The 9,301-nt window shown below is 55.5% G+C and carries 7 protein-coding genes; 2 read left to right on the top strand and 5 right to left on the bottom strand.

Features of this window, described 5'->3' with window-relative positions; all coding sequences use genetic code 11:
- Positions 1-68: 68 nt before the first annotated feature.
- From LKE08_RS17010 to LKE08_RS16990, 5 genes are all read right to left on the bottom strand, one after another.
- A complete protein-coding gene (locus LKE08_RS17010) occupies positions 69-2,648 on the bottom strand; it encodes an MASE1 domain-containing protein (RefSeq protein ID WP_324705440.1) in 2,580 nt (859 codons plus the stop codon).
- A gap of 508 nt (positions 2,649-3,156) precedes the next feature.
- Positions 3,157-4,701: a DUF6798 domain-containing protein gene (locus LKE08_RS17005; RefSeq protein WP_324705439.1), complete on the bottom strand. Its 1,545-nt coding sequence runs from the start codon at positions 4,699-4,701 to the stop codon at positions 3,157-3,159.
- A 111-nt stretch (positions 4,702-4,812) separates the two neighbouring features.
- A complete protein-coding gene (locus tag LKE08_RS17000) occupies positions 4,813-6,216 on the bottom strand; it encodes a hypothetical protein (RefSeq protein WP_324705438.1) in 1,404 nt (467 codons plus the stop codon).
- Positions 6,174-6,566: a hypothetical protein gene (locus LKE08_RS16995; protein ID WP_324705437.1), complete on the bottom strand. Its 393-nt coding sequence runs from the start codon at positions 6,564-6,566 to the stop codon at positions 6,174-6,176. Before LKE08_RS16995 ends, LKE08_RS17000 begins: the two co-directional genes overlap by 43 nt.
- 23 nt (positions 6,567-6,589) lie before the next feature.
- Positions 6,590-7,792 (bottom strand): phosphoglycerate kinase, encoded by a 1,203-nt coding sequence (locus tag LKE08_RS16990; RefSeq protein ID WP_324705436.1) that lies wholly within the window; start codon positions 7,790-7,792, stop codon positions 6,590-6,592.
- Positions 7,793-7,960: 168 nt separating this feature from the next.
- Between LKE08_RS16990 and LKE08_RS16985 the strand changes: the two genes are divergently transcribed.
- Together LKE08_RS16985 and ylqF are read left to right on the top strand one after the other, a co-directional pair.
- Positions 7,961-8,374: a universal stress protein gene (locus tag LKE08_RS16985; RefSeq protein ID WP_324705435.1), complete on the top strand. Its 414-nt coding sequence runs from the start codon at positions 7,961-7,963 to the stop codon at positions 8,372-8,374.
- A 111-nt stretch (positions 8,375-8,485) separates the two neighbouring features.
- Positions 8,486-9,301, top strand: an 816-nt coding sequence (gene ylqF / locus LKE08_RS16980; protein WP_324705434.1) for a ribosome biogenesis GTPase YlqF, incomplete at its 3' end; no start/stop codon positions are given.

Raw genomic sequence — 9,301 nt, 5'->3', positions numbered from 1 at the left:
GAAAATCCTAAAGTTGTTGCTACTTTTTTGAGGAGATTAGCTGCACCATTGATATCGGCATTAACTAATCAACCATGGTAAAGGGTTTGGGGCAGTCGAAACGTGAAGCTCGAACCCCGGCCGACTTCACTTTCAACCCAGAGATCTCCGCCCATCATCTGACACAATTTCCGGGTGATGGTCAGTCCCAGTCCCGTCCCCCCGTACTTGCGGGTCGTACTTTCGTCCGCCTGGGTAAACGGATTGAAAATGGTGGCAATTTGCTCGGGACTCATGCCGATGCCGGTATCGCGCACTTGAAAAAAGATAAAATCCACCTCCGATCCCGCCGTGAGCGGAGATTGATCTTCGGAGGCTTCCGAACTGCCGTTGGCCTTGGAAACCGGCAAGTTGGGAGAGTGGGTAAGCGTCCCGGGTTCCCGCCAGACCCGCAAGATGACCTGCCCGTTGTCGGTGAACTTGCAGGCGTTACTTAACAAATTTAGCAGGGATTGCCGGACTTTGGTGACATCGGTGTGCATGAGGCCGATATCTTCGGTCACTTCCAAGGTGAATTGGTTGGAATTTTTTTCAGCCAGGGGCGCGATGGTGGTTTCCACTTCCCACAATAGGGTGTCAATTTTGCAGGTTTCCAAGTGAAAGTTCATGCGGCCCGCTTCGATCTTGGAGAAATCGAGAATGTCGCTGATCAACGTCAGCAAATGCTGGCCGGCGACGTGGATATTTTTCAAATCCGCCACGAATTCATCCTGGCCGAGGTCTTGGGCGTCTTCCTGGAGCAGTTCGCTGTAGCCGAGAATGGCGTTGAGGGGGGTGCGGAGTTCGTGGCTCATGTTGGCCAGGAACAGGCTTTTGGCGTGGTTGGCCTGTTCGGCGGCTTCCTTGGCGCGGCGGAGTTCTTCGGCCTGTTTGCGTTCGGTGATGTCGCTGGCGAGGGTGAGCAGGCAGGGTGTGTCTCCCAGGAGTATGGGTTCGACGGCCAGCAGCCAGTTTCGGAATTGGCCGGATTTATTCCGCACCCGGACTTCCAAATTGCTGACGCGCTCCTGGGTCTCGAACCGGGCCAGGAGTTGGCTGCGCCACTCGGGTTCCCAGATCCCCAACTCCGCCGAGGTGCGGTCGATGACCTCTTCCCGAGTCCAGCCCAGTTGCTTGAGGAAACTCTCGTTCACGTCCAAAAACCGCCCTTCCGCGAAGGTGCTGATGCTGATCCCCACCGGACTGGCGTTGAACGCCCGAGAAAACCGCTCTTCGCTGGCCCTGAGGGCGAGTTCGGCCCGCTTGCGCTCCGTCACGTCCTGCACCGTGCTGGTGATGTGGGTGGGGGTGACGATCGCCTGTTCGGTGACGATACGCTCCCGGCCGTCGGGGGTGACGATGCGGTAGTCGATGCTGTAGGGGATCTGCTCCGAAATCCCGGCCGTGATCACCTGTTCCACGCGATCGCGATCGTCGGGATGGACGTGGCTCAAATATTCCGCCACACTGGGGGCGGCCGTTTTAGGGTTCGCCCCCAGGATGTCGTACAGCTCGTCGGACCAGTGGCAATCGTCCCGCCGGACATCCAACTCCCAGTGTCCCAACTTGGCGATCCGCTGGGCGTTGGCCAAACTCGCCTCCTTGGAGCGCAGGGAGGCTTCCGCCCGCTGCCGTTCTTCCACGGAGGCGGCCAAAAATAACCCCGTCAGGGCGATCGCCAGAATGAAGGCTTGCAGGGAAAAAACCCGGGGTATTCCGGTGATGGTGTTGACGAACGGGCCGCTGTCCCGCACGACGCCCCAAATGGCGAATCCGGCGATCAGCAGGTTAGCCAGGGACGTCCCCCGCAGCCCGAAGCGCAGGGAAGCCCACACCAACAAGGGAAAGGGCAGATATTCCAGGGGGTAGTCGATGGTCGCCGTCCGGGTTCTCGAACAAAAGACGAACCAGTTCAACGGCAGCAGCAGCGACAGCCAGACCCCGATTTCCAGGACGTAGAGCACTTGGGCCAGCAAATGCGATCGCCGGGACGGTTTCAACACCTGCAACTCTTCCGGCAACAGCCAGCGCCAATTCCGCTGCGTCGGGTCGCCGGGGTCCCGACCCTGCCGATATTTGTCCTGCAACCGAGTGCCCCAGGACAGCAGTGCCGGGACGACGATCAAAATTCCGATCGCGTCCCCGAGCCACCACGTCATCCAAATATCCCCGAACTGGCCGCCGTCCAATTCCCCGGACAACAGCAGGGCCAGCGGCGTCAGGGTGGAATTGATCAGGGTCGAGACTCCCGCCCCCAAAACCGTCAGTCCCAAGATATCTTTCACCCGGCGGAGGCTGGGAGAAAACCCGATCTGCCGCAGCATCCAGTACCCGGCGCTGGCCTGCCCGACGGCCCCCACCGCCCAGATCAGGGCCGGGGCCGAACTGCCGGGGAGTAGGGGGGCCGATAGCACGGCGCCGAGGGCAATTCCCGGCCAGCACCCCCACCCCCACCAGAGCAAAACGACTAAAGACCACCCGGCAACCGGCCAAAAAATGGCTTCCGTCGCATTGAGCATCAGCTTGTCAACGGTAAACCAGACGATTGCCAGGTAGAGGAGAACCGTCAGACTGTTGAAGGTGAAATAGCGTCCAGTTTTGGATTTGAGGATGGTATGGAGCTCAAACATATTGGCGACCGGGTATCATTAGCGCAGGGCGCGGTATTGGGGAGTTGGTATGAGGGAGGATCAAACCCTCTTTCAATCGAGGTTTGGGAGTTTTTGGGGTTCGCTCGTTTCAAGGCGCGAGTGCGATACTTGCGATCGATTTGGGTTGACCCCCCGATTGTCGAGCTATCCGCTCGGTTGGCCGACCGTCCGGACCCCTCGGAGATTGTATCCGGCGATCGCGATTCGGGCGACGACTTGCCGAATCAATTTCAGGGGGAGTGGATGCCGGATCGGGATCGATAGACATCCGGTGAAATCGGGCGGGTCCCCCCGGGAAAATTGGTCGTGACTTCACCCTCGAAGCGCGATCGAAGTTGAGTTGTCCCCGACCCCATTCAGTTTATCAAAAAAAATGGGTTCAATCCGCCCAGCGATCGCGACATCGCCCGCCCCACCCCCCCCTGAGACCCCCCCCGACTTGTCCCGAAGAAAAATCGAGGGCGGGGGCGCTTCAAAGCGATCGCCCTCACCCCGTTTTGTTCCCCAAAATTTCGTAAATTTTAAACTTCGGGTCGCCGTAGATTTCCCGGGTCTGGCCGCAGGCGATCGCGTCCCCTAACTCCGTAATGACATGGGTGATCCCGTAAGTTTCGACGATTTCTCGCAATCCCCGACAGCGGGTATCGCGGAATTCCGGGGCGTAAAACCGCTGCGACATCATCATGCGATCGTGCCATTCGACCACCTCTCGATCTTTGTAAGGATGCGTTTTGTAGTTCACCAAAATCGGCACCCCGGTTTCCAGACGAAAAGACACAAAATTTCCGGAAATGTGGGGAATTAAATATAAATGATCGGCTTTTCTATTGTTTTTAACAAACGCCATCATCGGCTGGTAATCCGGTGTCCGATTGAGTTCTTTAATTTGCTCCTGCACTCCGACAACAAAAAAAATTGAAATCGTGGTCAATGTCATCCAATAAATCGGCTGCTTTAAGGCTACAAAAAATTGTGGATATCGCTGCAAAACCACCGTTATTAAATCAGCGACAATCATCGCCATCGAAAGCGGAACTAGCCATGCAGAAACTCGCCAGGGAGTCATAAATGCCAAAGTTTTACTGTCGGATATCACTTGCACTGCCGTTAAAGTGGATGCGATGATAAAGGCAACAGACATGATCCAAAATAGCGGAGATTTTCGGACGAAATAAATTCCCGCAACCATCACCAAAATCTGCACCCAAGCCACCGAATCCAACCACAATTCTGGAAAGGAATGATGGGGGATGCGGTGGACGATCAAACGGCGGGCGAGGGAGGCGATTTCCGGAGAGGTGGGCTGAAACATGACGGTCATATAGAGGGTGACGGGCAGTATTAAAAGAGCAGATAAAATCCCCAAAGATAAAATTGACAATAATTTTTCTTTTTGTCGGTAGAGAACGACCATATATCCCAAGGTAATTAGGGGGACACTTGGCAGGTAGGCGGGGTGAACCGTCGCCGCGATCGCCAGCGGTAAGATCGACCCGAAATGATCCCCCCGCAGAAATAAATAAATTGACAGCAGGATGAAAACCCCGAAATTGCTCGTCTGAAAATAGGAACCCAAAATATACTGTTCCGCCAAACCGTAGTGCAAATGGACGTGGGTTTCCAACGCAAACATATCGATTTCCACGCAGTGGACGGCGATTAAAAATAGGAAATAGACGCTTTTTTTAAATTTCGTGTCGATTTTGAAAATCATCGATGCGATGCCCATTAAGCTGTAGGCATAAATCCCAAATAATATCAAATAGTAAACATAAAAAAATGCCGGATGCAGGTGGGAAACCGTGAACTCCACCAGGGCGGTAAAAACGGGGAGGGGATTCAACGTGTTCGCCTGCCAGTCATTTTGTAAATAGCCGTACCCCGCCCGCGCCATCCCGTGCAGAAATTTGGTATTCTGATTGGAAGTGTAGAGGGGATCTTGGACGTAGGAAATGCCGAAGACGAACCCCAAAATCAAAATTTCGACAATCGAATCGAACCCAGATCGGAGTGGTTTGACAGCGGCTTTCAAATCAGTACACCTCACATACATAGGGAGTCGGGAGTCGGGAGTAGAGAGTCGGGAGTAGAGAGATTGATCATTCCCGGCGTGGTTACACGCCAGCGCTCGTTACTATAAAATCTAAAATTGTAAGAGACAGTCGGTTGAAAGGACGAGCGATCGCTCGGTTTCCAATACAGAACACGCCCCCAGACTGTCCGTGATCGCGGGTTGAATGCCCTGTTGATAGAGTGATCGAATGTCCTTCCCGTGGGAATGATACCACTGCCGCAGCCAGCGGTTATCGAAAACGTAATCCAGGGTAAAAGAATCGCGATCGAGGAGAATATAATCGATACCCTCCTCAGCGATCAACTCCCGCATCCGATCGCGATCAGGGGAATACACCGCCCGAATCAGAGCGATCGCCCGTTCCTGTAGGGGAAGATAATAACCTAAATGGTAGGGAATCGCATATTCCCACCCCACCCAGATCGATCGCCGGGAAAACGTCGGGATATTGTCCGCTTCCGCAGCGATGGAGGCGATGACAATATCTTTGGGTTGCCGAGCGAAAAACTCATAGAGAGCCGGTTCCCTGCCCTTCACATAGCCCGTTTTCGGAAATTTCCCCAAAAACCAAGTTCCCGACACGATCGCCAGTCCCAGCGAGCCCGTAACCGCGATCGCCACCAACCGCCGCCGGGGGCAATTTTTCCCCCACCGCCACACCGCATCGAAGAGCACCCACAGGGAAATCCCCGCCGCCAGGGCGATTATCATGCGGAAACTGTGGATGGTGTAGCGGTTGGGGAGGTGGAGGCGGAACAGCAGCAGGTGGGCGATCGCGAATAATCCTATCGCCGACAGCAGCCACTCCCCCAAAATTGTAATCTGGGGGGAAATTTGGGCGATCGCCGGAAACCGTCTCGGAAACCGCAACAGCAGCGGCAAAGCCAACCCCATCCCCAGCAGCGGAGGGCGAAACGGATGTTCGGGAAACAAGCCGCTGCGGGGACTCGCCACGAAAAACCGCCAGGGATTGTTATCGAAAAACGCACTATTTCCCGCCCCGCCAAATTCGGAGAAGGTTTTCGCCTCCGCCGCCGAAATCACCGGCCCGAACTCTCCCGAACCGGAGGCATAATAGAGAATCACGATCGCACTCACTCCCAACCCGATGCCACACAGACGGCGATCGCGATCCGTCCCCGTCCACAATCGGAGAAACAGGATACCCGTCGCCACCAGGACATATTGAGGGTAGAACAGTCCCAAGAATGCGATCGCGAGTCCGCAAACTATCGGTTTTCGCCGCAACAGAAAATAGAGAAAAGCCAGAAACAGCGGATAGACAAACGCCCTCGGCGTCGCCGACACCAGATCCTCATTCAGCCAGATTTGCTGATTTAACAGAGTTGCCGCCATAAACCCGGCGGCGGGCACCGTTCGCAATTCCAGACACACCCCGAAACAGAAAACCGTCGTCACCCATCCCAAAATCAGGGGTAAAATTTTGCTGAGGATAACCGGATCGACGCCCAAAATCGCGAATACTCGATACAGCGTCGCGTAACCGGGGGGGCGACGGATTGAAAATAGTCCGCGATCGCATCATTGGGGAACAGATCCGGATCGAGAAACCGTCGCATCCAGAAAACGTGCTGTCTAGCATCGTCCTGGATGACGTAATCTTGACTGAACGCTTCCGCGATCGCCAGTCCGCCGTAAATCGTCGCGAAAACCAAACTGAGTCCCAGCCAGAGAAGAAGGGTGTGGGGTGTACTCGGTGGGGATAATTGATAATCCGTGGGGGCAGTGCCTCCGTGCCTGCCCGATCGCTCTTTCATCTCTCCTCTTTCTTCCAAAACCGTCAGGGCGGTTCCCTTGCCCACCCCGACAGTTTTAGCGAATCAAATTAAGCGTCATCCAACGCCACGATGCCGGGAAGTTCTTTCCCTTCGAGCAATTCCAGACTCGCCCCGCCTCCGGTGGAGATGTGGCTCATCTTTTCGCCCAGGTGCAACTGTTCCACCGCCGCAACGGAGTCGCCGCCGCCGATAATCGTGGTGGCGCCGGTGCCCGTCAGTTCAGCCAACGTTTGTGCGATCGCCTTAGTGCCCGCCGCGAACTTCTCGAACTCGAACACCCCCATCGGACCGTTCCAAATCACCGTCTTGCAGTCCGCCAGGGCTTCCTGGAACACCTTCACGGAATCCGGACCGATATCCAATCCCATCCAACCGTCGGGGATGGACTCGACAGCCACCGTCTGGGAGTTGGCATCCTTGTCGAACTTGTCGGCGATGATCACATCCGTCGGCAGCAACATGGCGACGCCCTTCTCCTTCGCCTTCGCTTCCAGGGATTTGGCCAACTCCAGCTTGTCCTCTTCCACCAGGGAGTTACCGACGCTGATGCCCCGAGCCTTGTAGAACGTGAAAATCATCCCGCCGCCGAGCAGCAGCTTGTCGCACTTGTCCAACAACGCCTCGATCACGCCGATTTTACTCGACACCTTCGAGCCGCCGACGATCGCCGCCAGGGGACGCTGGGGATTGTCGATCGCCCCCTTGAGGAACTGCAATTCCTTCTCAATCAGATAACCCGCCACGCTGGGACTCAGGTACTTCGTCACCCCTTCCGTGGAAACGTGGGCCCGGTGGGCCGTCCCGAAGGCGTCGTTCACATACAGATCGGCGATCGAAGCCAATTTCTGGGCGAATTCCGGGTCGTTCTTCTCTTCTTCGGCGTAGAAGCGGACATTTTCCAACAACACCACGTCGCCGTCACTCATGGCCGCGACGGTTCCGGCCACTTCCTCGCCGATGCAATCGTCACATTTTTTAACGGTTTTGCCCAACAATTCCGACAGACGCTCCGCCACGGGGGTCAGACGCATGGATTCCACCACTTTCCCCTTGGGACGGCCGAAGTGGCTCGTCAGGATCACCTTCGCCCCCTTGGAGGTCAGATCTTGAATGGTCGGCAGAGCCGCCCGAATCCTGGTATCATCGGTAATGGAGCCGTTGTCGATCGGCACGTTGAAGTCCGCCCGTACCAGCACTTTTTTGCCGGATAGGTCTGATGCCGATAAATTTGCTACAGTTTTCTTAGCCACAGGATTAACCTCCTAAATCGTTTCTTCTGCTTTAATCGAATTGAATGGGGGCGGTACGGGTGATTGGCCAGACAGCCCCGGAGCTGTGGCCAACTCGATGGCACCTCAGCCATCCGAACGTTCACCGTAAACATTCTACCGAAGTCCGCGTCTTGGAGATGCGCGATTATGTTTAAGACCGTTTTATTTGCGATCGATCAGAGTCGAGAAGCCCGCGAGGCCGCCGAAAAGGTTGTCAATATCGTTCAAACCTATCAGGCTAACCTCTATGTTCTCGCCGTAGTCGAACCCAAGGAACCGGAGGGGGAACAGCCCCACTCCGAACCAATGGCTTCCCCCGAGGCTGTCAACCTGCTTTTGAAGGAAGCCCACACCATGTTTACCAACTTCGGCATCGATGCTAAACCCATCGAACGCGAAGGAAAACCCGCTTTCACCATCTGCGACGTCGCCGACGAGATCGACGCCGATCTGATCGTGATGGGATCTCGGGGCATGGGACTCACTGAAGAAGGTGTTGCCGACAGCATCACTAACCGCGTGATCAATCTTTCCCCCTGTCCCGTTCTCGTTGTACCGTGAGATTAGGGTGTAGGGTGTAGGGTGTAGGGTGTAGGGGGAATTAATAATTATTAATTATTAATTGATTGTCCTCCTCCGCCCCTCGACTCCCTCATCATTTGTTATCGTTTCATGACAATTCAATGGTATCCCGGTCACATTGCCAAGGCGGAACGCACCCTCAAAGAACAGCTCAAACGGGTTGATGTGGTGCTTGAAGTGCGGGATGCCCGCATTCCTTTGGCGACTCACCATCCCCAGGTGCCGGACTGGGTATCCGGGAAAACACGGTTGTTGGTGATCAACCGTCTGGATATGATTCCGCCCCACTTGCGGGAACAGTGGCAGCGGTGGTTCGAGGAAAGGGAGGAGACGCCCTATTTCACCAACGCCCAAAAGGGTCAGGGGGTGGAAGCGGTGGTGAAGGCTACCCGACAGGCGGGGGATAAGGTGAATGAGAAACGGCGGACGCGGGGGATGTTGCCCCGGCCGGTTCGGGCTGTGGTGATCGGATTTCCGAATGTGGGGAAATCTGCTTTAATTAACCGCCTGCTGAAACGGCGGGTGGTGGAGAGTGCTCGGCGGGCGGGGGTGACTCGGAAGTTGCAGTGGGTGCGAATTTCCAATCAAATTGAATTATTGGATGCCCCGGGGGTGATTCCGAGCCGGATCGAGAATCAGGAAGATGCCCTGAAATTGGCGATTTGCGAGGATATCGGGGAAGCCGCCTACGACAATCAGCGGGTGGCGGCGGGGATGGTGGAGTTGTTCGCCGATCTGGGATTGCAAGATAAATTGCACGATCGCTACTCTGTAGACGTGGGTTCGCAAACGGGGGAATCCTACTTGCAAAGTTTAGCCGACGATCGCTATCAGGGCGATCGCGAACGGGCTGCCCGTCAATTACTCAACGATTTTCGCAAAGGCTTGTTGGGTGCGATCGCTTTA

The sequence above is a fragment of the Lyngbya sp. CCY1209 genome, from assembly GCF_035615495.1.
In the GTDB taxonomy this organism is placed as follows: Bacteria; Cyanobacteriota; Cyanobacteriia; order Cyanobacteriales; family Microcoleaceae; genus Limnospira.
Note: the sequence above shows the minus strand (reverse complement) of the source record. Positions and strands in the feature narration are given on the sequence as shown.

Excerpts from the sequence above, each read along its gene's own strand:
- LKE08_RS17010 (WP_324705440.1), bottom strand. The coding sequence starts at position 2,648 with ATGTTTGAGCTCCATACCATCCTCAAATCCAAAACTGGACGCTATTTC.
- LKE08_RS16985 (WP_324705435.1), top strand. The coding sequence starts at position 7,961 with ATGTTTAAGACCGTTTTATTTGCGATCGATCAGAGTCGAGAAGCCCGC.